Source organism: Burkholderia cepacia, from assembly GCF_029962485.1.
GTDB lineage: Bacteria > Pseudomonadota > Gammaproteobacteria > Burkholderiales > Burkholderiaceae > Burkholderia.
Genome location: NZ_CP073637.1, coordinates 193,798 through 217,979 on the forward strand (window position 1 = coordinate 193,798; position 24,182 = coordinate 217,979).

General features: G+C 68.6%; 22 protein-coding genes and 1 riboswitch. Of the genes, 21 read left to right on the forward strand and 1 reads right to left on the reverse strand.

The annotated features are described in order from the left end of the window. Positions 1-17: 17 nt before the first annotated feature. From KEC55_RS00830 to metF, 21 genes are all read left to right on the forward strand, one after another. Positions 18-395, forward strand: coding sequence for a response regulator (locus KEC55_RS00830; RefSeq protein ID WP_282506355.1), 378 nt, complete (start codon positions 18-20; stop codon positions 393-395). 33 nt (positions 396-428) lie between these two features. Further along, positions 429-2,663 carry a chemotaxis protein CheA gene (gene cheA, locus KEC55_RS00835; RefSeq protein ID WP_282506356.1) on the forward strand — a complete coding sequence of 745 codons (2,235 nt, stop codon included), beginning with the start codon at positions 429-431 and terminating at the stop codon, positions 2,661-2,663. Between the two features lie 51 nt (positions 2,664-2,714). Beyond that, positions 2,715-3,230, forward strand: a complete 516-nt coding sequence (gene cheW / locus KEC55_RS00840) for a chemotaxis protein CheW (protein ID WP_166963782.1) — start codon at positions 2,715-2,717, stop codon at positions 3,228-3,230. 37 nt (positions 3,231-3,267) lie between these two features. Beyond that, positions 3,268-5,223: a methyl-accepting chemotaxis protein gene (locus KEC55_RS00845; RefSeq protein WP_282506357.1), complete on the forward strand. Its 1,956-nt coding sequence runs from the start codon at positions 3,268-3,270 to the stop codon at positions 5,221-5,223. Between the two features lie 3 nt (positions 5,224-5,226). Further along, positions 5,227-6,219 carry a CheR family methyltransferase gene (locus tag KEC55_RS00850; protein ID WP_282506358.1) on the forward strand — a complete coding sequence of 331 codons (993 nt, stop codon included), beginning with the start codon at positions 5,227-5,229 and terminating at the stop codon, positions 6,217-6,219. Next, on the forward strand, positions 6,216-6,995 hold the full coding sequence (cheD, locus tag KEC55_RS00855; protein WP_282506359.1) for a chemoreceptor glutamine deamidase CheD: 780 nt from the start codon (positions 6,216-6,218) through the stop codon (positions 6,993-6,995). Before KEC55_RS00850 ends, cheD begins: the two co-directional genes overlap by 4 nt. Next, positions 6,992-8,083, forward strand: a complete 1,092-nt coding sequence (locus tag KEC55_RS00860) for a protein-glutamate methylesterase/protein-glutamine glutaminase (protein WP_282506360.1) — start codon at positions 6,992-6,994, stop codon at positions 8,081-8,083. The genes cheD and KEC55_RS00860 overlap by 4 nt, the downstream gene beginning before the upstream one ends. A 67-nt stretch (positions 8,084-8,150) precedes the next feature. Further along, positions 8,151-8,546 carry a chemotaxis response regulator CheY gene (gene cheY / locus KEC55_RS00865; protein WP_006485893.1) on the forward strand — a complete coding sequence of 132 codons (396 nt, stop codon included), beginning with the start codon at positions 8,151-8,153 and terminating at the stop codon, positions 8,544-8,546. A 1-nt stretch (position 8,547) separates the two neighbouring features. Further along, positions 8,548-9,279 (forward strand): protein phosphatase CheZ, encoded by a 732-nt coding sequence (cheZ, locus tag KEC55_RS00870; RefSeq protein WP_282506361.1) that lies wholly within the window; start codon positions 8,548-8,550, stop codon positions 9,277-9,279. A 260-nt stretch (positions 9,280-9,539) separates the two neighbouring features. Continuing rightward, on the forward strand, positions 9,540-10,043 hold the full coding sequence (locus tag KEC55_RS00875) for a DUF2844 domain-containing protein (protein WP_124456924.1): 504 nt from the start codon (positions 9,540-9,542) through the stop codon (positions 10,041-10,043). 16 nt (positions 10,044-10,059) lie between these two features. Next, on the forward strand, positions 10,060-11,295 hold the full coding sequence (locus KEC55_RS00880) for a DUF3443 family protein (protein ID WP_282506362.1): 1,236 nt from the start codon (positions 10,060-10,062) through the stop codon (positions 11,293-11,295). A gap of 162 nt (positions 11,296-11,457) precedes the next feature. Beyond that, positions 11,458-11,955, forward strand: a complete 498-nt coding sequence (locus KEC55_RS00885) for a VOC family protein (RefSeq protein ID WP_282506363.1) — start codon at positions 11,458-11,460, stop codon at positions 11,953-11,955. Positions 11,956-12,253: 298 nt separating this feature from the next. Continuing rightward, positions 12,254-12,634, forward strand: a complete 381-nt coding sequence (locus tag KEC55_RS00890; protein WP_282506364.1) for a DUF805 domain-containing protein — start codon at positions 12,254-12,256, stop codon at positions 12,632-12,634. 320 nt (positions 12,635-12,954) lie between these two features. Then, positions 12,955-14,154, forward strand: coding sequence for a flagellar biosynthesis protein FlhB (flhB, locus tag KEC55_RS00895; protein WP_282506365.1), 1,200 nt, complete (start codon positions 12,955-12,957; stop codon positions 14,152-14,154). Beyond that, positions 14,151-16,250: a flagellar biosynthesis protein FlhA gene (gene flhA, locus KEC55_RS00900; RefSeq protein WP_282506366.1), complete on the forward strand. Its 2,100-nt coding sequence runs from the start codon at positions 14,151-14,153 to the stop codon at positions 16,248-16,250. Before flhB ends, flhA begins: the two co-directional genes overlap by 4 nt. Further along, complete coding sequence (flhF, locus tag KEC55_RS00905; RefSeq protein WP_282506367.1) at positions 16,247-18,022, forward strand: flagellar biosynthesis protein FlhF; 1,776 nt, start codon at positions 16,247-16,249, stop codon at positions 18,020-18,022. The genes flhA and flhF overlap by 4 nt, the downstream gene beginning before the upstream one ends. Continuing rightward, a complete protein-coding gene (locus KEC55_RS00910) occupies positions 18,015-18,833 on the forward strand; it encodes a MinD/ParA family protein (RefSeq protein ID WP_282506368.1) in 819 nt (272 codons plus the stop codon). The genes flhF and KEC55_RS00910 overlap by 8 nt, the downstream gene beginning before the upstream one ends. Before the next feature lie 22 nt (positions 18,834-18,855). Next, a complete protein-coding gene (locus tag KEC55_RS00915) occupies positions 18,856-19,590 on the forward strand; it encodes an RNA polymerase sigma factor FliA (RefSeq protein ID WP_176048920.1) in 735 nt (244 codons plus the stop codon). A gap of 87 nt (positions 19,591-19,677) precedes the next feature. After that, positions 19,678-19,805, forward strand: a riboswitch (S-adenosyl-L-homocysteine riboswitch). 32 nt (positions 19,806-19,837) lie between these two features. Further along, the gene (ahcY, locus tag KEC55_RS00920; RefSeq protein WP_282506369.1) at positions 19,838-21,256 is read left to right on the forward strand and encodes an adenosylhomocysteinase; all 1,419 of its coding nucleotides are present in this window, start codon (positions 19,838-19,840) and stop codon (positions 21,254-21,256) included. Between the two features lie 101 nt (positions 21,257-21,357). After that, positions 21,358-21,711 (forward strand): phage holin family protein, encoded by a 354-nt coding sequence (locus KEC55_RS00925; protein ID WP_006477367.1) that lies wholly within the window; start codon positions 21,358-21,360, stop codon positions 21,709-21,711. A 34-nt stretch (positions 21,712-21,745) separates the two neighbouring features. Then, positions 21,746-22,576: a methylenetetrahydrofolate reductase [NAD(P)H] gene (gene metF, locus KEC55_RS00930; protein ID WP_175904793.1), complete on the forward strand. Its 831-nt coding sequence runs from the start codon at positions 21,746-21,748 to the stop codon at positions 22,574-22,576. Positions 22,577-22,670: 94 nt separating this feature from the next. On the opposite strand, the gene KEC55_RS00935 is transcribed toward metF, so the two are convergent. After that, positions 22,671-24,149: an amidase gene (locus KEC55_RS00935; protein WP_282507467.1), complete on the reverse strand. Its 1,479-nt coding sequence runs from the start codon at positions 24,147-24,149 to the stop codon at positions 22,671-22,673. Between the last annotated feature and the right edge of the window lie 33 nt (positions 24,150-24,182).

Consider the following 24,182-nt stretch of genomic DNA (forward strand, 5'->3'; position numbering starts at 1 on the left):
AAGCTTCCGAGACAGACATGATCCGAACCATTCTCGCCATCGACGACTCCGCGACCATGCGTGCACTGCTGCAGGCGACGCTTGCACAGGCCGGCTATGACGTGGCGGTGGCGCCGGACGGCGAAGCCGGCTTCGACATGGCCGCGACCGCGCCGTACGACCTGGTGCTGACCGACCAGAACATGCCGCGCAAGAACGGGCTCGAGGTGATCGCCGCACTGCGCAAGCTGACCGCGTATGTGGACACGCCGATCCTCGTGCTGACGACCGAGGGCAGCGATGCCTTCAAGGATGCCGCGCGCGACGCGGGCGCGACCGGCTGGATCGAGAAACCGATCGACCCGGCCGTGCTGGTCGACCTGGTCGCGACGCTGTCCGAGCCGGCCGCCTCCTGACATGAACGCGACGAATTCAACCGGTGACCGGGCATGACTCTCGACATCACTCAGTTCTACCAGACCTTTTTCGACGAAGCGGACGAGCTGCTCGCGCAGATGGAGCAGCTGCTGCTGAATCTCGACGTCGATGCGCCCGACCCCGAAGACCTGGCCGCGATCTTCCGCGCCGCGCATTCGATCAAGGGCGGCGCGGCGACGTTCGGCTTTTCCGCGCTGACCGATACGACGCACATCCTCGAATCGCTGCTCGACCGCGCGCGCAACCATGAGCTGACGCTGACCAAGGACATGGTCGACGCGTTCCTCGAAACCAAGGACGTGCTGTCCGACCAGCTCGCCGACTACCGCGCGAGCGCCGAACCGGACGCGGCCGCCGCCGCGACGATCTGCGCGAAGCTCGAGCGGCTGAAGGCCGAGAGCGGTGCGGGTGCGCCGGCTGCTGCAGCCGCGCCGGTCGCCGCTGCCGTTGCCGTTGCACCGGCCGTCGAACCGGCCGCCGGTGGTGACCGTGCGCCCGATCACGTGGTCGAGCAGGCTGTCGCGGCCGCGCATCCGGCGAGCGATGCAGGCGCCGGCGGCCCGCACCTGAAGATCACGCTGGTCGGCGTCGACGCGAAGGACCAGGAACTGCTGACCGAAGAGCTCGGCAACCTCGGCCGGATCGTCGGCCGCGAGCAAGCGGGCGCCGACCTGTCGCTGTGGCTCGAATCCGACGTGCCGTCCGACGACATCGTCGCCGTGTGCTGCTTCGTGATCGACGAAAGCCAGATCCGCGTCGCGCATGGCACGGCGCCGGCCGCACCGGCAGCCGCGCTGGCCGCTGCTGCGCCGGCTGCCGAACCGGCCGCCGCCGCGCAACCCGCGCGCGTCGAGGTGTTCGCGCCGCAGGCTGCCGCGCCGCAGGCCGCACCGGCGCCGGCACCCGCCGTGCCTGCCGCCGCCGTCGCACCGGCCGAGCCGCAGCCGCCCGCGCAGCAACCGCACGCCGAACACGCGGCGCCTGCCGCCGCGCACCACGACGACAAGCGTGCGCGCCCGGCCGCCGCGGCCGCATCGGGCGCCGAAGGCAGCTCGATCCGCGTCGGCGTCGAGAAGGTCGACCAGCTGATCAACCTCGTCGGCGAACTCGTGATCACGCAGGCGATGCTCGCGGAGACCGCGAGCGCGTTCGATCCGGCGCTGCACGACCGCCTGTTCAACGGGATGGCGCAGCTCGAGCGCAATGCGCGCGACCTGCAGGAAGCGGTGATGTCGATCCGCATGATGCCGATGGACTACGTGTTCAGCCGCTTCCCGCGCCTCGTGCGCGACCTCGCCGGCAAGCTCGGCAAGCAGGTCGAGCTCGTCACGTTCGGCCAGGCGACCGAGCTCGACAAGAGCCTGATCGAACGGATCATCGATCCGCTCACGCACCTCGTGCGCAATAGCCTCGACCACGGGATCGAGACGGTCGACAAGCGCGTCGCCGCCGGCAAGGACGCGGTCGGCCAGCTCGTGCTGTCGGCCGCGCATCACGGCGGCAACATCGTGATCGAGGTGAGCGACGACGGCGCGGGCCTGAACCGCGAGCGGATCCTCGCGAAGGCCGCGAAGCAGGGCATGCAGGTGTCCGACAACATCAGCGACGACGAAGTCTGGCAGCTGATCTTCGCGCCGGGCTTCTCGACCGCCGAGACGGTGACCGACGTGTCGGGCCGCGGCGTCGGGATGGACGTCGTGAAGCGCAACATCCAGTCGATGGGCGGCCACGTCGAGATCACGTCGCTGGCCGGCCGCGGCACGACCACGCGGATCGTGCTGCCGCTCACGCTGGCGATCCTCGACGGGATGTCGGTGAAGGTCGGCAACGAGATCTTCATCCTGCCGCTGAACTTCGTGATGGAGTCGCTGCAGCCGTCGAACGACGACATCTACACGGTCGGCAACGGCGAGCGCGTGGTGCGCGTGCGCGGCGAGTACCTGCCGCTGGTCGCGCTGCACGAGGTGTTCTCGGTCGAGGATGCGCGCACCGACCCGACGCAGGGGATCGTCACGATCATGGAAACCGAGGGACGCCGCTTCGCGATGCTGATCGACGAGCTGGTCGGCCAGCAGCAGGTGGTCGTGAAGAACCTCGAAACCAACTACCGCAAGGTGCATGGCATCTCGGCGGCGACCATCCTCGGCGACGGCAGCGTCGCGCTGATCGTCGACGTCGCGGCGCTGAACCGCGAAACCCGTGCGACGCACGGCGCCCGTGCGGGCGCCGAGCTCGCGATGTTCTGATGACTCTCGCCATTCAACCGATTGGGGGCAAACGTGTCTGCTGAAGTCCAAATGATCAATCCGGCCGCGGCGAACGCGGCAACGAGCCGCCGCGACGCGGCGCAGGGCGACGCGACGGGCCAGGAATTCCTCGTGTTCACGCTCGGCGACGAGGAATACGGGATCGACATCCTGAAAGTGCAGGAAATCCGCGGCTACGACAGCGTCACGCGCATCGCGAACGCGCCGGAGTTCATCAAGGGCGTGATCAACCTGCGCGGAATCATCGTGCCGATCGTCGACATGCGGATCAAGTTCCATCTCGGCCGCGTCGAGTACGACCACCAGACCGTCGTGATCATCCTGAACGTCGCGCATCGCGTGGTCGGGATGGTGGTCGACGGCGTGTCGGACGTGCTCACGCTGCAGACCGACCAGATCATGCCGGCGCCGGAATTCGGCGCGACGCTGACGACCGAGTACCTGACGGGCCTCGGCACGGTCGACGGCCGGATGCTGATCCTGATGGACATCGAGAAGCTGATGTCGAGCCGTGAAATGGCGCTGATCGAGTCGCTCGGCGGGTAAGTGCGCCGCGTGCGCAGGAATTTCGGGAGAATCTGCAATGTTGCATAACTGGTCGATCCGCACGACGCTCACGGCGGTCGGACTCATCCTCGTGTGCCTGGCCGCCGCGGTCGGCGGGCTCGGCCTCTACGCGCTGAATCACGCGAGCCGCTCGCTCGACGAGATCGCGCACGTCGACCTGCCGGCGATCCACACGCTCGACGACACGTCGTCGTACCTGCTGCGCGCGCGCGTGTCGCTCGACCGCTTCCGCTCGCTGACGGAAGCCGGCAACACGGCCGAGGCCGCCAAGGTGCTCGACCGCGCGCAGGAGCTGTTCGCGAAGTCGAACCAGAACTGGCAGGCATTCCAGTCGACCCCGAGGCTCGGTGTCGAGCAGGCGCTCGTCGACGAGCTGACCGCGCGCTACACGACGATCGTGAAGGAAGGCGTCGAGCCCGAATTCGCGGCCGCGCGCGCGGGCGACATGGCCGCGTTCCACGCGGTCGCCGACACCAAGATCAGCCCGATGTTCGTCGCCTACGGCGACGCGTCGGCGGCCGTGGTCGCCGCGCTGCAGAAGCGCGCGGAAGACCGCCAGGCCGCGACGCAGTCGCAGATCTCGCTGATGGTCGCGCTGATCGCGGCCGGCATCGCGCTCGCGTTCGTCGTCGTGATCGCGATCCGCTTCGCGCTGCGCGGGCTGATCGTGAAGCCGCTCGAGGACGCGATCGCGCACTTCGAGCGCATCGCCGGCGGCGACCTCACGCAGCCGGTGAACGTGTTCAGCACGAACGAGATCGGCCGCCTGTTCGGCGGCATCAAGCGGATGCAGGACGCCGTCACGACGATGGTGCAGGCCGTGCATCGCGGCACCGAGTCGATCGACGTCGGCGCGCGGGAGATCGCGACCGGCAACATCGACCTGTCGCAGCGCACCGAGGAGCAGGCCGCGTCGCTGCAGGAAACCGCATCGAGCATGGAGCAGCTGACGGGCACGGTGCGGCAGAACGCGGAGAACGCGCGGCAGGCGAGCCAGCTCGCGGTGAACGCGTCGGACATCGCGACGCAGGGCGGCGAGGTGGTCGGCCAGGTCGTGTCGACGATGCAGGACATCGCGGCGAGCTCGGGCAAGGTCGTCGACATCATCGGTACGATCGAGGGCATCGCATTCCAGACCAACATCCTCGCGCTGAACGCGGCGGTCGAAGCCGCGCGCGCGGGCGAGCAGGGCCGCGGCTTCGCGGTCGTCGCGGGCGAGGTGCGCTCGCTCGCGCAGCGCAGCGCGAGCGCCGCGAAGGAAATCAAGCAGCTGATCGGCGATTCGGCCGGGAAGGTCGAAAGCGGGTCGGCGCTCGTGTCGCGCGCGGGCTCGACGATGGACGAGATCGTGCAGGCCGTGCGCCGCGTGACCGACATCATGGGCGAGATCAGCGCCGCGTCCGACGAGCAGTCGACCGGCATCGAGCAGGTCAACCGCGCGGTCGGCCAGATGGATTCGGTCACGCAGCAGAACGCGGCGCTCGTCGAGCAGGCGGCCGCCGCGGCGGCGTCGCTCGAGGAGCAGACGCGCCAGATGAAGGCGATCGTGTCGGATTGGCGCGTCGCGGGCGGCATCGTGCTCGCGCCGGCGCGCAGTGTGGCGCGGCCGCTCGCGCATGAACCGGCGGCCGTGCCGGCACTGCCGTCCGAGCCGCGGGCGCCAGTCGCCGCGCTGCCGGCCCCGCAGGCAGCCGCGCAACCGGCACGCCGCGCCGCGCCGGTATCGCGTGCGGCTGCGTCGGGCGCCAGCCACGAGCCGAAGCGCGCGGCCGACACCGCCGCGCACACGCAGAAGGATGCCCCGGCTTCCCGCGGCACCGCCGCGGGCGGCTATGGCCCGCGTCTCGCGAAAGCGGCCGCGCCGGCGGACAAGCCGGCCGCGAAGCCCGCGCTCGTGCGCCCGGCGCTGAACGGCGAGAAGCCGGCGCTGGCGGCAGCCGGCACGTCCGACGACGACTGGGAGACCTTCTAAACCATGCCGCACGCGCGCGCGCCGTTTCGACCCGATGCACCGGATGCCTCGCCCCGCGCGGGCGAGCCGGGGCGCGACTTCGCGTTCACGGGCGCGGATTTCGCACGCATCCGCGCGCTGATCCACCAACGCGCGGGGATCTCGCTGTCCGAGCACAAGCGCGACATGGCGTACAGCCGTCTCGCGCGGCGGCTGCGGGCGCGCGGCCTCGACACGTTCCGCGACTACCTCGACCTGCTCGAGCAGGAAGACGATCCGCTCGAGTGGGAAGCGTTCACCAACGCGCTGACGACGAACCTGACCGCGTTTTTCCGCGAGTCGCACCATTTCCCGATCCTGTCGGATTTCGTGAAAGGGCGGCCGGCGCCGGTGTCGGTCTGGTGTTCGGCGGCGTCGACCGGCGAGGAGCCTTACTCGATCGCGATCACGCTGATCGAGGCGCTCGGTGATTCGGCCGCGCGCGGCGCGTCGATCCTCGCGACCGATCTCGACACGCAGGTGCTCGCGAAGGCGGAAGCCGGCATCTATACGTACGACCAGGTCAAGCATTTGTCGCCGGAGCGGTTGAAGCGCTTCTTCCTGAAGGGCACGGGCCCGCAGGCCGGCCGCGTGAAGGTGCGCCCCGAGCTGCGCGCGATGATCCGTTTCGAGCAGCTGAACCTGACCGATGCGGACTACGGGATCGCGAAGCCGTTTGACGCGATCTTCTGCCGCAACGTGATGATCTATTTCGACAAGCCGACGCAGGGGCAGGTGCTGTCGCGCTTCGAGCCGCTCGTGAAGCCGGGCGGGCTGCTGTTCGCCGGCCATTCGGAAAACTTCACCTACGTGACGCAGGCGTTCCGGCTGCGCGGGCAGACGGTGTACGAACTGACCCGCGACGCCGCGCAGGGTGCGCGGCCGCGTGGCGCGCAAGCGCCTGCGGCGGCCGCGATGCCGTCGCCGGTGCGCGCACGGGCCGCGGGCGCCGCGCCCGCCTTTGGAGAGCGCGGATGAGTGCGCTGCCGATCGCGACCAATCGCTACTTCGACAACCACTTCGGCCTGCCCGGCGTGAAGCTGCTGCCGAACGAGTTCTACACGACGTCCGAGGACATGGTGCTGATGACCGTGCTCGGCTCGTGCGTCGCCGCGTGCATTCACGATCCGTACGCGGGCATTGGCGGGATGAACCACTTCATGCTGCCCGACGACGGCGCCGATGCGGGCGCGGCCGCATCCGACTCGATGCGCTACGGCGCGTACGCGATGGAAGTGCTGATCAACGAACTGATCAAGGCCGGCGGACGCCGCGAGCGCTTCGAGGCGAAGGTGTTCGGCGGCGCGGCCGTACTGGCCGGGATGACGACGATCAACATCGGCGATCGCAACGCCGATTTCGTGCGCCGCTATCTGGCGCTCGAACGCATCCGCATCACCGCCGAGGATTTGCAGGACGTCCATCCGCGCAAGGTCGCGTTCATGCCGCGCACGGGGCGCGCGATGGTGAAGAAGCTGCGGCTGCAGGTGCCGGGCGTGACCGAGCGCGAAGCCGCGCTCGCGCGCGAGGCCGACCGCCTGCGCGCCGCGCGGCCGCGCCCGCACGTCGAGCTGTTCGCGGCCAAGCGGCCGGCGGCGCCGCAGCCGGCGCGTCCGCGCATCGAGCTGTTTGGCGCGCGCGGCGCGGCGCCGGCCGGCTCCGGGAGCGCGGCGGGCGCCGGCGGCACGCGGGCGGCGAGCCCGTATGCCGGGAGCCCGGGTGCGGCGAACCTATCAAGAAAGCAGGAGGCATGACCGCAGTGCAGAAGATCAAAGTATTGTGCGTCGACGATTCGGCGCTGATCCGCAGCCTGATGACCGAGATCATCAACAGCCAGCCCGACATGACGGTGTGCGCGACCGCGCCCGATCCGCTCGTCGCGCGCGAGCTCATCAAGCAGCACAACCCCGACGTGCTCACGCTCGACGTCGAAATGCCGCGCATGGACGGGCTCGACTTCCTCGAGAAGCTGATGCGCCTGCGGCCGATGCCGGTCGTGATGGTGTCGTCGCTGACCGAGCGCGGCTCGGAAATCACGCTGCGCGCGCTCGAACTCGGCGCGGTGGATTTCGTCACGAAGCCGCGCGTCGGGATTCGCGACGGCATGCTCGACTACGCGGAAAAGCTCGCCGACAAGATCCGCGCGGCGTCGCGTGCGCGCGTGCGCCAGGCGCCGCAGCCGCAGGCCGTCGCACGCGCGGCGGACAGCCACGCGGCCGCGCCGATGTTCAACAATCCGCTCGTCAGTACCGAGAAGCTGATCATCATCGGCGCGTCGACGGGCGGCACCGAGGCGATCCGAGAAGTGCTGACGCCGCTGCCGCCGGATGCGCCGGCCGTGCTGATCGCGCAGCACATGCCGCCGGGCTTCACGAAGTCGTTCGCGCAGCGGCTGAACGGCCTGTGCCGGATCGCGGTGAAGGAAGCCGAGCACGGCGAGCGCGTGCTGCCCGGTCACGCGTACATCGCGCCGGGCCATGCGCACCTGTTGCTGGCGAGAAGCGGGGCGAACTATATTGCGCAACTGTCGGACGAGCCGCCGGTGAACCGGCACCGCCCGTCGGTCGACGTGCTGTTCCGCTCGGCGGCGACGCACGCGGGCAAGAACGCGATCGGCGTAATCCTCACCGGGATGGGCCGCGACGGCGCGGCCGGCCTGCTGGAAATGAAACGCGCGGGCGCTCACACGTTCGCGCAGGACGAAGCAAGCTGCATCGTGTTCGGGATGCCGCGCGAGGCGATCGCGCTCGGCGGCGCGGACGAGATCGTGCCGCTCGCCGAGATGAGCCGTCGCGTGATGGCGCGCCTGGCGACGATGGGCGACCGCGTGCAGCGCGTTTGAATGGAATGTCACGGGGCGCGTGCCACGATACGCGTCCCGACGGAAACGAATCTGGAAAGGAACGACGATGGACAAGAGCATGAAAATCCTGGTGGTGGACGATTTCCCGACGATGCGCCGGATCGTCCGCAACCTGCTCAAGGAACTGGGCTATTCGAACGTCGACGAGGCCGAGGACGGTCTGGCCGGCCTCGCGCGGTTGCGCGGCGGCGGCTACGACTTCGTGATTTCGGACTGGAACATGCCGAACCTCGACGGCCTCGCGATGCTGAAGGAAATCCGCGCGGACGCGACGCTCACGCACCTGCCGGTGCTGATGGTCACGGCCGAGTCGAAGAAGGAGAACATCATCGCGGCCGCGCAGGCCGGCGCGAGCGGCTACGTCGTGAAACCGTTCACGGCCGCGACGCTCGACGAGAAGCTGAACAAGATCATCGACAAGATGGCGAAGGCCGGGAGCTGACGTGAACGAGCCGATCCATGCGGCGCTCGCCGGCGCGGGGTTCAGCGCCGACAGCCATCCAGAAGGCGCCGATTTCGCGAGCGACCGCATCCTCGCGCGCATCGGCCACGTCACGCGCACGCTGCGCGATTCGATGCGCGAGCTCGGGCTCGACAAGCATGTCGAGCGCGCGGCGGAAGCCGTGCCCGATGCGCGCGACCGGCTGCGCTACGTCGCGACGATGACCGAGCAGGCTGCCGTGCGCGTGCTGAATGCGATCGAGGTCGCGAAGCCGATGCAGGAGCGCATCCAGAACGAGGCCGAGGCGCTCGACGCGCGCTGGGCGCAGTGGTATGCGGCGCCGATCGAGCACGCGGAAGTGCGCGAGCTGATGGACGATACGCGCACGTTCCTGCGCGCGCTGCCCGAATCGACGTCGGCGACCCGCGCGCAACTGCTCGAGATCATGCTCGCGCAGGATTTCCAGGATCTCACCGGGCAGGTGATCAAGAAGATCATGGACATGGTCTACCTGATCGAGCAGCAGCTTCTCACCGTGCTCGTCGAGAACATCGCGCCCGAGCGGCGCGAACAGTTCGCGGCCACCGCGGCCGCGCTCGCGGCCGAGCAGATCAGCCCGACCGGCAGCCCCGAGTCGCTGCTGAACGGCCCGCAGATCGCGCCGGAAGGCAAATCCGACGTGGTCCAGGACCAGGGGCAGGTCGACGACCTGCTCGCGAGTCTGGGCTTCTGACCCTGCCGCCTCGCATCGGCGCGCCCCGTCCCGCGGGGCCGCCCGATGCGCGCATTTCCCGTTCCCGCCTCGTTTCCCCGTGCGCGCCGCGTCCCCGCGGCGCGGCGTGATCCTGCGTCAAATTGACACTTCGCCACACTCAGCAGGCATACTACGCGTCAGCAGCAACGTAGCGTCATTCGTACGATTCATAGGTTGGCAGGCGGTGCGGGCCCGACGGCGGCGCCGCCGGCAACGAAGCCAGTCCCTTGGGGGGGAACGTGAAGCTGAAACGCTTGGGCTGGACCGTCGCGCATGCGACGGCTGCAATGGGTGTGCTGTGGGCCGTCCACGCACACGCCGAACTGGGTGGCGCACCGATGTCGCCGCCCGCGGACGATCAGGCCGCCACCGTGCGCGCGCTGCAGCGCGCGATGCGTTCGGCGGACGGCGTGCAGACAAGCACGGCCGGCTACACCGTCCGCGAGATCACGCTCGGATCGGGCACGGTCATCCACGAATACACGTCGGCCGCCGGCAGCGTGTTCGGCCTCGCCTGGAGCGGGCCGACGATGCCGGATCTCGCGTCGCTGCTCGGCAGCTATTTCCCGCAGTACACCGCAGGCGTTCAGGCCGCGCACAAGGCGCGCGGCTGGCGCGCGCCCGTGGCCGTCGACACAAGCGGCCTCGTGATCCGGACGGGCGGCCATATGGGCGCGTTCTCGGGCCAGGCGTGGCTGCCGGCGGCATTGCCTGCCGGCCTGGCCGGCACCGACATCCAGTGACAGCGGGAGAGCGATCTTGAGCATTCATCGTACATTCAAGCGCTGGCTCTGCGTGCTGGGCCTCGCGGCCGCGACGGCCGTGCTCGTGACGGCCTGCGGCGGCGGCGACGGCGGCAGCGGCAACAGCAGCAACTCGGGCAACAACGGCAACAGCGGATCCGACGGCAATAGCGGGAGCACGGCCGTCATCACGGTCGGTGCCGGCGTCGCGAACGTGATCAACATCCCGACCGTCAGCGTGAAGGTCTGCGTGCCGGGCACATCGAACTGCCAGGTGGTCAACAACGTGCTGGTCGATACCGCGTCCTACGGGCTGCGGCTCGTCGGCAGCGCCGTGTCGGGCGTGCTGAGCACCCTGCCGCAGGTGACGAGCGGCGGCGCGCCGGTCGCCGAGTGCGGCAAGTTCGTGTCGAGCTATACGTGGGGGTCGGTGCGCACGGTCGACCTGTCGATCGGCACCGAGCAGGCGGCCTCGCTGCCCGTGCAGATCATCGGCGACCTCGGTACGACGAATGTGCCGAGCTCGTGCACGAACGGCGGTGCATCGGCCAACTCGGCGGGCGCGCTCGGCGCGAACGGGATCCTCGGCATCGGGCCGGCGCCGTACGACTGCGGCACGACCTGCGCGACGTCGACGTCGTCGAGCAACAACTACTATGCGTGCCCGAACGGCGACAACGCGAGTTGCGCGGTGACGCTCGTGCCGCTGGCGCAGCAGGTGGCCAACCCGGTTCATCGTTTCGCGAACAGCGACGGCGTGAGCGTGCAGATGCCGGCCATCTCGGATAGCGGGCAGGCGAGCGCGACCGGGACGCTGACGTTCGGCCTGCCGAACCTGAGCGGAAAGACGGTGCTGACATCGACCACGACGGGCGACGTCAGCGCGACGTTCCAGGGGCGCAACGTAACCGCGTTCTTCGATACGGGTTCGAACGCGTATTTCTTCAACGATTCGACCGGGGTTTCGAAGACGTGCCCGCGGAACACGGAGTTCTACTGTCCGACGCCCGCGACCAGCTATCCGGCGACGCTGAGCGGCCAGAACGGCGCATCGGGTACCGTGACGATGCCCGTGTCGAACGCCGATTCGCTGTTCTCGAACTCGTCGACGTTCGCGTTCAACGACATCGCGGGCCCGTTCGGCTCGTCCAGCTGGCTCGACATCGGCATGCCGCAGTTCTACGGCAAGACGATCTACTTCGGGATGGACAAGACCGCGAGCGGCGGCGCGCAGCCGTTCGTCGCGTTCTGACGCGGCACGGCCGCAGGCAGGAACAAGGGGGCGAGCGATCGCCCCCTTTTTTTATCCGGCGGCCGGGCGAGCGCGCCAAGCCGGATTCCCGCCATCCGCGGGCGCAGCGCCTACGATGTAAGACCGGCACCAGTGCCGGCACGACATCGAGGAGACAACGCCATGAGCCCGCGAATCCAGCGCATCACGCCGTTCCTGTGGTTCGACCGCGACGCCGAGGCGGCGGCCAGCTTCTACGTGTCGGTGTTCGACAACGCGCGCATCGTGCACGTCGCGCGCTACGGCAAGGCCGGCGCGCACGCGTCCGGCAGCGCGGAGGGCGCGGTGATGACCATCGCGTTCGAGCTTGACGGGCAGGCGTTCGTCGCGCTGAACGGCGGCCCCGTGTTCCAGATCACGCCGGCCGTGTCGTTCGTCGTCAACTGCCGCGACCAGGACGAGATCGATCATTACTGGGCGCGCCTGGGCGAAGGCGGCGACGAGCGCGCGCAGCAGTGCGGGTGGCTGCGCGACCGCTTCGGCGTGTCGTGGCAGGTCGTGCCGGTGCAGCTGTCCGAACTGATGGCCGGCGATGCCGCGCGCGCCGAACGCGTGATGGCGCAGGTGATGACGATGAAGAAGCTCGATCTCGCCGTGCTGCAACGGGCGGCGGCCGGTTAATCGAACGCCGCACATGCGCTGATTATCGATCGTGCCGAATTTCATTCGGTTGTAATCAAGTACTGGATTATGGGGGCTGTCGTTTCTGTCAGGTCTTCAAGATTATTAAAATGACGCGACATGCCAATCCGTGGCGCCGCCTTATGCTGCTGTGGCCTTTTCCGCGCTGTATCGGCGTGCTGCTCAAGCGGGCTGGCGGGCTGGCGCACAAGCGAAAAGAATTGGAATCCGGCGAAATTCAAACATATAATTCCGGCGTTGTTTCCGGGGTGCCAATATAAAACAGGAGGGTAATAAGATGGGTTTTTCCGAAGCCGTTCGTACCGTACTCAATAAATACGCGACATTCGAAGGCCGTGCGCGTCGCGCCGAATACTGGTATTTCACGCTGGTGAGCGTCATTCTTTCGATCGTGGTGCAGATCATCGGCGCGGTCGGCCGCGAAGGGGGCCTGATCACACTGTTGCTGCTCGGCATCATCTGCCTGGTTTCGCTGGCGCTGATCATTCCGGGCATCGCGGTGAGCGTGCGTCGCCTGCACGATACCGGCCGCTCGGGCTGGTTCCTGCTGATCGCGCTGATTCCGATCGTCGGCGGCATCCTGCTGCTCGTGTGGATGTGCTCGCGCGGCACCGACGGCCCGAACCGCTTCGGCGCCGATCCGATCCCGGCGGTCTGACCGACGCCTGCCCCGGCGCGCGACGCCGTCGCGCCGGGGCCTGAATGCCCCGCCTTTCCCGCCCGTCGTTTCTCCGTTTCCCCGCTTCCCGCCGTCGGCATCCTGCCCGCGGCCGGCATCTCGCCAGCGCGCCGATCGGCACGTTTTTCCGCCTTGCCGCGCCTCGCTGCGCCCCGCGCCGGCCGCGTTCGCGCCGGCTCGCCCGATTCCCCGAAATACCCCCCTTTCCCGGCTTTGCTCGACCGATCGGCGTTTGACGCCTGCATGAATAATCGGTGTCACTGGAAAGCGGCATTCCGCCGTACCCGACTGGAGGCCCCGTGGCAGACGAGAGCGATCTCGACAAGACCGAAGCCGCCACTCCCAGGCGCCGCGAGAAGGCGCGCGAGGAGGGGCAGGTCGCGCGTTCGCGCGAACTGGCTTCGTTCGCGCTGCTCGCGGCCGGGTTCTACGGCGCATGGCTGCTCGCGGGCCCGTCGGGCGCGCATCTGCAGACGATGCTGCGCGGGGCGTTCACGTTCGATCGCGCGACCGCATTCGACACGAACCGGATGCTGTCGGCGGCCGGCAGCGCGAGCCTCGAGGGGCTCACCGCGCTGCTGCCGATCCTCGCGCTCACCGGCCTCGCCGCGCTGCTCGCGCCGATGGCGCTCGGCGGCTGGCTGATCTCGCAGAAGACGTTCGAGCTGAAGTTCGAACGCCTGAACCCGATCTCGGGCCTCGGCCGGATCTTCTCGATCCAGGGGCCGATCCAGCTCGGGATGTCGGTCGCGAAGACGATCGTCGTCGGCGGGATCGGCGGCGTCGCGATCTGGCGCAGCAAGGACGAACTCCTCGGCCTCGCGACGCAGCCGCTCGGCGTCGCGCTCCCCGACGCGCTGCACCTGGTCGCCGTGTGCTGCGGCACGACGGTCGCCGGGATGCTGGTGGTCGCCGCGCTCGATGTGCCTTACCAAATCTGGCAGTACAACAAGAAGTTGCGCATGACGAAGGAAGAAGTGAAGCGCGAGCATCGCGAGAACGAAGGCGATCCGCACGTGAAGGGGCGGATTCGCCAGCAGCAGCGCGCGATCGCGCGCCGCCGGATGATGGCGGCCGTGCCGAAGGCCGACGTGGTCGTCACGAACCCGACGCACTTCGCCGTCGCGCTGCAATACACGGACGGCGAGATGCGTGCGCCGAAGGTCGTCGCGAAGGGCGTGAACCTCGTCGCCGCGCGCATCCGCGAACTCGCGGCCGAACACAACGTGCCGCTGCTCGAAGCGCCGCCGCTCGCGCGTGCGCTGTATCACAACGTCGAACTTGAGCGCGAGATTCCCGGTTCGCTGTACTCGGCCGTCGCCGAAGTGCTCGCGTGGGTCTACCAGCTCAAGCGCTTCCGTTCGGAAGGCGGTGCGTTCCCGGCAGTGCCGGTCGATCTCGACGTGCCGGTCGAACTCGACAAGGGCGCGTCGGTACCCGCCGACGACGAACGCGAAGAAGCCGAAGACACACTGGGCAAGCAAGGAGCTTCCGCATGAGCACCCCGACCGGCCTGCTCGGGAAGCGCCCGAACCCGTTCGCGGGCACCAACCTGCGCGCGCTCGCGGGCCCGATCCTCATCTGCATGATCCTGGGGATGATGATCCTGCCGCTGCCGCCGCTGCTGCTGGATCTGCTGTTCACGTTCAACATCGCGCTGTCGGTGATGGTGCTGCTCGTCAGCATGTACACGATGAAGCCGCTCGACTTCGCGGCGTTCCCGAGCGTGCTGCTGTTCTCGACGCTCTTGCGCCTGTCGCTGAACGTCGCGTCGACGCGCGTCGTGCTGCTCGAAGGCCACACCGGGCCGGACGCGGCCGGCCAGGTGATCGAGGCATTCGGCCACTTCCTCGTCGGCGGCAACTTCGCGGTCGGCATCGTTGTGTTCGTGATCCTGATGATCATCAACTTCATGGTGATCACGAAGGGCGCGGGGCGGATCGCCGAAGTGTCCGCGCGCTTCACGCTCGACGCGATGCCCGGCAAGCAGATGGCGATCGACGCCGACCTGAACGCGGGCCTCATCAACGAGGATCAGGCCCGCAAGCGCCGCCTGGCCGTGTCGCAGGAAGCCGAGTTCTACGGGTCGATGGACGGCGCGTCGAAATTCGTGCGCGGCGATGCGATCGCCGGCCTGATCATCATGGCGATCAACGTGATCGGCGGGCTGATCGTCGGGATGGTCCAGCACGACATGTCGTTCGCCGCGGCCGGCACGAACTACACGCTGCTGACGATCGGCGACGGCCTCGTCGCGCAGATCCCGTCGCTCGTGATCTCGACCGCGGCCGGCGTGATCGTGTCGCGCGTCGCGACCGACGAGGACATCGGCACGCAGATCACCGGCCAGCTGTTCACGAACCCGCGCGTGCTGACGATCACCGGCGTGATCATCGTGGTCATGGGGCTGATCCCCGGCATGCCGCACTTCGCGTTCCTCGGGCTCGGCGGCGGCGCGATCTGGCTGGCCCGCACGCAGACCAAGCGCGCGGCGGCCCGCAAGGCGGCCGGCGACGTGACCGACATCGCGCCGCCCGCGGTGCTGCCGACCGACAGCCACGAGGCGACCTGGGACGATGTGCAGCTGATCGACCCGCTCGGCCTCGAAGTCGGCTACCGGCTGATCCCGCTCGTCGACAAGGGCAGCGACGGCGAGCTGCTCAAGCGCATCAAGAGCATCCGCAAGAAATTCGCGCAGGAAATCGGCTTCCTGCCGCCGGTGATCCATATCCGCGACAACCTCGAACTGCGGCCGAACGCGTACCGGATCGCGCTGAAAGGCGTCGAGATCGGCGTCGGCGAAGTGTTCCCGGGCCAGTGGCTCGCGATCAACCCGGGCCAGGTGACGGCCGCGCTGCCGGGGGCAGTCACGCAGGATCCCGCGTTCGGCCTGCCGGCCGTGTGGATCGACGTCGCGCTGCGCGAGCAGGCGCAGGTGTACGGCTACACGGTGGTCGACGCGAGCACGGTCGTCGCGACGCACCTGAACCATCTCGTCGTCCAGCACGCGGCCGAACTGCTCGGCCGCCAGGAAGTGCAGGCGCTCATCGAGCGCACCGGCAAGGACGCGCCGTCGCTCGTCGAGGACCTCGTGCCGAAGACGATCTCGCTGACGACGCTGCAGAAAGTGCTGCAGAACCTGCTCGAGGAAGGCGTGCCGATCCGCGACATGCGCACGATCCTCGAAGCCGTGTCCGAACACGCTGGCCGTGGCGACGCGTACGAGATCACCGCCGCGGTGCGGCTCTCGCTCGGCCGCGCGATCACGCAGCAGTGGTATCCGGGCGCCGGCGAAATGCAGGTGATGGGCCTCGACGCGAATCTCGAGCGCGTGCTGTCGCAGGCGCTCGCCACCGGCGCGAACCCGGGCCTCGAGCCCGGCCTCGCGCACAACCTTCTGACCGGCACGCAGCAAGCGATGCTGCGTCAACAGAATCTCGGGCTGCCGCCCGTGCTGCTCGTGCAGCACGCGCTGCGCGCGATGCTCGCGCGTTTCCTGCGCCGCAGCCTGCCGCAATTGAAAGTGCTGTCGTATGCCGAAGTGCCGGACACACGCACGATCAAAGTCGTTAACGTCATCGGGGGTTCCGCTTGAACATTCGCAAATTCACCGGCGCAACGAGCCGCGACGCACTTCGTCTCGTGCGCGAGGCGCTCGGCGCCGACGCGGTCGTGCTGTCGAACCGCACGCTCGATGACGGCAGCGTCGAAATCGTTGCACTCGCCGATTCGGACCTGGCCGCGGTGACGCCGCCGGCCGCCCGCCCGCGCCTCGCCACGCCGCGCCTGCCGGAATCCGTGCCGGCCGCCGCGATGTCCGGCATCGTGTCGCGCCCCGGCGCCGCACCGGCTCGCCCGGCCGTCAATCCCTACGCTGCCGGCGAAGGCGGGCTGCCGGACGTGTTCTCGTCCGTGTTCGGCGCGAGCGCCGATGCGGACGAGGCGAGCGCGCATGCGTCGGCGATCGACGCGGACACGCTGGCCGGCACACCGGCGGTTGCGGGCTCGCCGGCGAGCGCCGCATCCGCTGCCGGTATGCCCACTGCCGATACGCCGGCCGCCGGCGCATCCGAACCCGCACCGTGGCTGGTCGAGCACGCGAAGCGCCTGACGCAGCAGCGCGACGCGCTGATCGCACGCGCGCAGGCGCCGGCCGCGCCGCCCGCGAGCGCGCCCGCGCCGCAGGCCGCCGCGCGCGCGACGCCGCCCGACTGGGCGCGCGACATCGTGCGCGACGCCGAGCGCCGGATGCCGGCCGCCGCCACCCGCGCGCCCGATACGAGCGCCGCGCACGCGGCGAAGACGGCCGAGCGCACGCGCCTGCCCGCCGACGCGGCCGCCGCGGTGGCCGATGCGGTGAAGTCGCGCATCGAGCGGATCGTCAACGACACGGTGATGCAGGAACTCGGCGAATTGCGCGGCATGCTGGAAGAGCAGTTCGACAGCCTGAAGTGGCACGATCGCCAGCGTCGCAGCGCCGTGCACGGCGCGCTGACAAAGCACCTGTTCGCGGCCGGTTTCTCCGCGCAGCTCGTGCGGATGCTGGTCGACAACCTGCCGTCCGGCGACGGCGCGCAGACCTTCGAACAGGCTGCCGAATGGGCGCAGTCGGTGCTCGCGTCGAACCTGCCGGTGCTCGACAGCGAGGATGCGCTGATGGAGCGCGGCGGCGTGTTCGCGCTGATGGGGCCGACGGGCGTCGGCAAGACGACCACCACCGCGAAGCTGGCCGCGCGTTGCGTGATGCGCTTCGGCGCGAGCAAGGTCGCGTTGCTGACCACCGACAGCTACCGGATCGGCGGCCACGAGCAGCTGCGCATCTTCGGCAAGATCCTCGGCGTGCCGGTGCACGCGGTGAAGGATGCGGGCGATCTCGCGCTCGCACTGTCCGAGCTGCGCAACAAGCACATCGTGCTGATCGACACGATCGGCATGAGCCAGCGCGACCGCGCGGTGTCCGACCAGATCGCGATGCTGCATGGCGCGAACGCGCCGGTGCAGCGCCTGCTGCTGCTCAACGCGACGAGCCATGGCGACACGCTCAACGAAGTCGTGCAGGCGTACCGCAGCGCGGGCGAACATCCGGACCTAGCCGGCTGCATCCTCACGAAGCTCGACGAAGCGACCCACCTCGGCGGCGTGCTCGACACGGTGATCCGCTACAAGCTGCCGGTCCACTACGTGTCGACCGGCCAGAAGGTGCCGGAGAACCTGTACGTCGCCTCGACCAAATTCCTGCTGAAGAGCGCGTTCTGCGTGCCGCGCGACGGTTCTCCCTTCGTGCCGCAAGACGAGGACATGCCGACGCTGCTTTCCGCACTGACCGCACGTTCCACTGCCGAGCTGCACGAGGTGCGATTTGGATAAACGGATCATCGACCAGGCCGAAGGGCTGCGGCGCCTGCTGGCCGGGCGCGCGTCGCGCATCGTCGCGGTGACGGGCGGGCCGACGGGTGTCGGCTGCACGTCAACCATCGTGAACCTGGCTACGGCGCTCGCGTCGCTCGGCAAGGACGTGCTCGTCGTCGACGAGCGCGCCGACGTGCATTCGGCCAGCGCGACCCTGGCGGGCGCATGGCTGCGCGACGGCGAACGCACGCGGGTGGCCGCCGGCTTCGGCCTGTGCGCGGCGGCGCGGCTCGCGCGCGCCGGCTACAGCGACGCGCAACTGAGCGATTTCATCGACGGGCCGGCCGACATCGTGCTGGTCGACACGCAACTCGGCGCCGACGGTTCGTTCTCGGCGCTCGCACGCGAAGCGCACGACGTGCTGGTCGTCACGCGGGTTGCCGCGCAGGCGATCACCGAGGCGTACGCGTGCATGAAGCGGCTGCATTTCGCCCACGCGTTCGCGCAGTTCCGCGTGCTGACCAATCACGTCGGCAGCCACGCGGACGCGAAGACGGCCTTCGACAACCTCGCGGGCGTCGCGAGCCGCTACCTGACCGTGTCGATCGCCGACGCGGGCTGCGTGAGCGCCGATCCGCTCGTCGAGCATGCGCGCGAACTGATGCATGCGGTGGTCGACGCGTTCCCGTCGTCGGCGGCCGCGCGCGATTACCGGCAGATTGCCGCCGACCTGCTGTACTGGCCGATGCGCCCGCGTTCGGGCGCGGGGCGCGCGGTCCACGCGGGCGGCAAGCCGTCGTATGAGGCGGGCGCGGCACACGCCGCGTGAGCGCCACCGGAAGGAGAGAGCCATGATGTACAACGCTCAAGGAAAGATGTCCCAGGCCGACGTGCTCGCGCAATATGCGCCGCTCGTGCGCCGCCTCGGGCTGCAGCTCGTCGCGAAGATGCCGGCGAGCGTCGACCTCGACGACCTGATCCAGGCCGGCATGATCGGCCTGATGGACGCGGCCGGCCGCTACAAGGAAGACCAGGGCGCGCAGTTCGAGACCTACGCGACGCAGCGCATCCGCGGCGCGATGCTCGACGAGCTGCGCAGCAACGACTGGCTGCCGCGCAGCCTGCGCAAGACGTCGCGCGAGGTCGAGCACGCGGTGCACCAGGTCGAGCAGCATCTCGGCCGCTCGGCGAGCGAGACCGAGATCGCGGAGCACCTGAAGATGCCGCTCGACGAATACCAGGGGATGCTGCAGGACCTGCACGGCAGCCAGCTCATCTACTACGAGGATTTCGACCGCGCGGCCGACGACGAGCCGTTTCTCGACCGCTATCGCGTCGATCACGCCGATCCGCTGTCGTCGCTGCTCGACGAGCATCTGCGCGAGGCGCTCGTCGAGGCGATCGAGCGGCTGCCGGAGCGGGAGAAGCTGCTGATGTCGCTGTACTACGAACGGGGTCTGAATCTGCGCGAGATCGGCGCGGTGCTCGAGGTGAGCGAGTCGCGCGTGTGCCAGCTGCACAGCCAGGCCGTCGCGCGCCTGCGCGCGCGGCTGCGCGAGCAGGCCTGGGTCGGCGCGGAGTCCTGACCCTTTCAGGGCGGCCATGCGCGCCGACGCCGCGCGCTTGTGCCGTGCTCGCGCATTTCGCGCGCCGATTTGCTACAATCCCCTCCGTTTTCCGAGGAGCGTTGCGACGGACCCTCTGCGTCCGCCAGGCTCGGAAGGCTTCACCAAGCAGCCGTGCGGCGCGCGTTCAGCGTGTTGTCGCGCCGGCCCCGCTTCCTGAACGGCGCTCACGTCACCAATCTAGAAACTTTTTAGAAAGGAGGGCGTGATGAACGCCATTATCGATTCTAAGGCTTCCCACGATTACGTCGTCGCCGACATGGCGCTGGCCGGCTGGGGCCGCAAGGAACTCAACATCGCCGAGACCGAAATGCCGGGCCTCGTGCAGATCCGTGACGAATACAAGGCGCAGCAGCCGCTGAAGGGCGCGCGCATCGCCGGTTCGCTGCACATGACGATCCAGACGGGCGTGCTGATCGAGACGCTGAAGGCGCTCGGCGCGGACGTCCGCTGGGCCTCGTGCAACATCTTCTCGACGCAGGATCACGCCGCGGCCGCGATCGTCGAAGCCGGCACGCCGGTGTTCGCGTTCAAGGGCGAGTCGCTCGACGAATACTGGGAGTTCTCGCACCGCATCTTCGAATGGCCGAACGGTGAATTCGCGAACATGATCCTGGACGACGGCGGCGACGCAACGCTGCTGCTGATCCTCGGCTCGAAGGCCGAGAAGGACCGTTCGGTGATCGCGAAGCCGACCAACGAGGAAGAAGTCGCGCTGTACAAGTCGATCGCGAAGCACCTCGACGCGGACCCGACCTGGTACTCGACGCGCCTCGCGCACATCAAGGGCGTGACCGAAGAAACCACGACCGGCGTGCACCGCCTGTACCAGATGGAAAAGGACGGCCGCCTGCCGTTCCCGGCGTTCAACGTGAACGATTCGGTCACGAAGTCGAAGTTCGACAACCTGTACGGCTGCCGTGAATCGCTGGTCGACGGCATCAAGCGCGCGACCGACGTGATGATCGCGGGCAAGGTCGCGGTCGTTGCCGGCTACGGCGACGTGGGCAAGGGCTGCGCGCAGTCGCTGCGCGGCCTGGGCGCGACCGTGTGGGTCACCGAAATCGATCCGATCTGCGCGCTGCAGGCGGCGATGGAAGGCTACCGCGTCGTGACGATGGAATACGCGGCCGACAAGGCCGACATCTTCGTGACGGCGACCGGCAACTTCCACGTGATCGGCCACGACCACATGAAGGCGATGCGCCACAACGCGATCGTCTGCAACATCGGTCACTTCGACTCGGAAATCGACGTTGCGTCGACGCGCCAGTACCAGTGGGAAAACATCAAGCCGCAGGTCGACCACATCATCTTCCCGGACGGCAAGCGCGTGATCCTGCTGGCGGAAGGCCGCCTCGTGAACCTCGGCTGCGCGACCGGCCACCCGTCGTTCGTGATGTCGAACTCGTTCGCGAACCAGACGCTCGCGCAGATCGAGCTGTTCGTGCGCGGCAACGAGTACGAGAACAAGGTGTACGTGCTGCCGAAGCATCTCGATGAAAAGGTCGCGCGCCTGCACCTCGCGCGCATCGGCGCGAACCTGTCCGTGCTGTCGGACGAGCAGGCTTCGTACATCGGCGTGCAGAAGGACGGCCCGTTCAAGCCGAACCACTACCGCTACTGATGCGTCGCGGCCGCCGCCGCGCCGTGCACGCCCCGCTGCGGGGCACACGGCGCGGCGGTGGCCGCTGATCGTACAGATCGACAACCGAACCGGAGCACTCCATGAGCGTCATCCTCACCTGGGTCATCAACGCGCTCGCGCTGCTGATCATCACGTATCTCGTGCCGTCGATCCACATCAAGAGCTTCGGCACCGCGCTGATCATCGCGGTCGTGCTGGGCCTGATCAACACGGTGATCCGTCCGGTGCTGATCCTGCTGACGCTGCCCGTGACGATCGTCACGCTCGGGGTATTCATCCTCGTCGTGAACGCGCTGTGCTTCTGGTTCGCGTCGTCGCTGCTGAAGGGCTTCGAGGTGTCGGGATTCTGGTCCGCGTTCTTCGGTTCGATCCTGTACAGCATCGTGTCGTGGCTGCTGTCCGCCCTGATCTTCGGCCAGCGCGACATCGGCTGAGGGCCGGCGGGCGCAGGCCCAACCCCATCGAATCATGAAACCGATCGAACTTTCGTTTGAATTCTTCCCGCCCAAGACGGCGGACGGCGTCGAAAAGCTGCGCGCGACGCGTGCGCAGCTGCTGCCGCTGAAGCCGAAATTCGTCTCCGTGACGTTCGGCGCCGGCGGCTCGACGCAGCAGGGCACGCTCGATACCGTGCTCGACATGCAGAAGGACGGCCTCGAGGCCGCGCCGCACCTGTCGTGCATCGGCTCGTCGCGCGACAGCCTGCGTGCGATCCTCGACCAGTACCGCTCGCACGGCATCCGGCACATCGTCGCGCTGCGCGGCGACCTGCCGTCGGGGATGGGCGAGGTCGGCGAGCTGCGCTATGCGTCCGAGCTCGTCAGCTTCATCCGCGCCGAGCATGGCGACTGGTTCCACATCGAAGTCGCCGGCTATCCGGAGTACCACCCGCAATCGCGCTCGCCGAAGGCCGATCTCGAGAATTTCGCGCGCAAGGTGAAAGCCGGCGCGAATTCCGCGATCACGCAGTACTTCTTCAACGCCGACGCGTATTTCCGCTTCGTCGACGATGCGCGCAAGCTGGGCGTTGACGTGCCGATCGTGCCGGGCATCATGCCGATCACGAACTTCTCGCAGCTGATGCGCTTCTCCGAGATGTGCGGCGCGGAAGTGCCGCGCTGGGTCGCGCGCCGGCTCGAAAGCTTCGGCGACGATCGCGAGTCGATTCGCGCGTTCGGCGCGGACGTCGTCACGGGCCTGTGCCAGCGCCTGATCGATGCGGGCGTGCCGGGGCTGCATTTCTATACGCTGAACGCAGCGACCGCCACGCGGACGATCTGCGAACGGCTCGCCGTGTAAGCGCGGTCACGCGGTTGCATGCGCAAAAGCCCCGCCGGGTTCGCCGGCGGGGCTTTTTTTCGATCGTGACGAAGGGCGAAAGCGCCTGCGCGCGTCAGCGCTGCGCCTGCATCAGCGGCGGGCGGCGGTCGAACCACGGCCGCGCCTGTTCGAGCTGCCGTGCCAGCTTGAGCAGCAGCGCTTCGTCGGCGTGGCGCGCGGCGAACTGCACGCCGATCGGCAACCCGCGCGCATTCCAGTACAGCGGCACAGACATCGCCGGCTGGCCGGTCAGGTTGAACAGCTCGGTGCAGCCGGCCCACGCGAAAGCCTTCTCCGATGATTTCGCGAGCATTTCCTTCAGCAGCGGCTTCACCGGCAGCGCGGCAACCAGCTTCATCTGTGCGGATTCGAACGGCGTCGGCTGCAGCTCGCCGATCTTCACCGGCGGCGCCGCGAGCGACGCGCACAGGATCGCGTCGTAGCGCGACACGAGGCCGGAAACCTGCACGGTCAGCTGACGTTGCCATTCGAGCACGTCCGGCAGGCGCGTGCGGGCGAGCCGCCGGCCGACCACGGCCATCGCCCATGTCGCTGCTTCGAATTCGCCGCGTCGCGGCGTGCGGCCGGTCAACTCGCGCGCGCCGAGCACCATCTCCTCGGCGATCGTCGCCCACAGCGTGAGGAAGGTTTCGGCCGCGCGCGCGTAGTCGACATGCAGCGTGGCCGGTTCGACGTGATGGCCGAGCGATTCGAGCAGCGCGGCCGCATCGTCGAGCGCGGCGCGCGTGTCGTCGGCGAGTGCCGGCGCGAGCATCGGATCGACGACGAGGCCGATCCGCAGCGGGCCGGGCGGCGTGTCGAGCGCGCCGAGGAAGGTGCCGGGCGCGCCGGGCGGCAGCGTCTGGCCGGTCGTCACGTCGAGCAGCAGCGCGCTGTCGCGCACGCTGCGCGATACCGCATGCTGGACGACCAGCTCGCCGTTCGACGGCAGGTCGACGAGCACCGGGTTGCGGCTCGGCTTCAGGCCGAACAGCCCGCAACACGATGCGGGGATACGGATCGAGCCGCCGCCGTCGGACGCATGCGCGAGCGGCACGATGCCGGCCGCGACGGCTGCCGCGGCGCCGCCGCTCGAGCCGCCGGGCGTGTGGTCGAGATTCCACGGGTTGCGGCACGCGCCGAACAGCTCGGGTTCGGTGTACGGCATCTGGCCGATTTCCGACGTGTTGGTCTTGCCGAACACGTTCAGGCCCGCCGCGCGGCTGCGCGCGATCACCGGCGAATCGTCGGCCGGCACGAAATACCTGTAGTGCCGGCTGCCCATCGACAGCGGCAGCCCGGCGACGGCCGCGCCGAGATCCTTGACGAGGTACGGCACGCCCGCGAACGGCGCATCGGCGCCCGGTTCGGGCGTGGCGGTCGCGCGCTGGCGCGCGGCTTCGTAATCCTGCAGCACGATCGCGTTGATCGCGCCGTTGACCGCTTCGGCCTGGCCGATCGCGGCGTCGAGCAGTTCGCGCGGGCTGGCCTTGCGGTCGCGCACGAGCGCCGCGAGGCCGATCGCGTCATGCGCGAGATAGTCCGAGTGCATCGCAGTCACCCCCGTTGTGACTCGTGGCGATGA